This window comes from Aurantimonas marina (assembly GCF_017183135.1).
Classification (GTDB): domain Bacteria; phylum Pseudomonadota; class Alphaproteobacteria; order Rhizobiales; family Rhizobiaceae; genus Aurantimonas; species Aurantimonas marina.
In genome coordinates, this window is record NZ_JADDXW010000066.1 from 1 (window position 1) to 572 (window position 572).

The following is a 572-nucleotide window of genomic DNA, read 5'->3' on the forward strand; positions in this document are numbered from 1 at the left end:
ACCTCAAGCAGCCTGACGCCCTCGTCGGCCAGTCGAAACGACCGTCCGCTCAGCGACCAACGAACCGCCAGTCCCTGGATATGTCCAAGCACCAGATACGCGGCATCGTCGGGATCAAAATCCCGCCGGAACATCCGTTCCTCCTGGGCTCTTGCAATTTCCCTTGCGATCGCCGCGTGGAACCGGTTCATCACGGCCAATACCGACTTGCGCAGAATATCGTTTTCCATGTGGAGTTCTCTGGAAAAGAGGATCGCGGGGATCGCCGGTGTCGCCTGAATCAGTCGCAATTGGACGCCGATCAAGCCCCGCAAGCGATCGATCGGCGTGCCGCCACGATCAAGGACGGTTCGCCAGCCAGCGACCATCTTGTCGGTGATCTTTGCTGCGACCGCTTCCCAGATCGCCTGTTTGGTCGGGAAATGCCGGAAGATACCTGGCTGGGTCAGTCCGACCGCGCGGGCGATCGCTTCGGTGGAGAGGCGGTCGGGGCCGAGCTCGTCCGCCAGCTGCAACGTCGCCTCCAAAATCTCGGCCTTGCGCTCCGGCGCCGGTTTTCGAACGGCCATGAT

At 61.7% G+C, this 572-nt stretch carries 1 protein-coding gene; it reads right to left on the reverse strand.

Going from position 1 to position 572, the window contains the following annotated elements:
- A partial coding sequence (locus tag ING15_RS19330; RefSeq protein WP_206456471.1) for a TetR/AcrR family transcriptional regulator occupies positions 1–572 on the reverse strand: 572 nt, incomplete at both ends.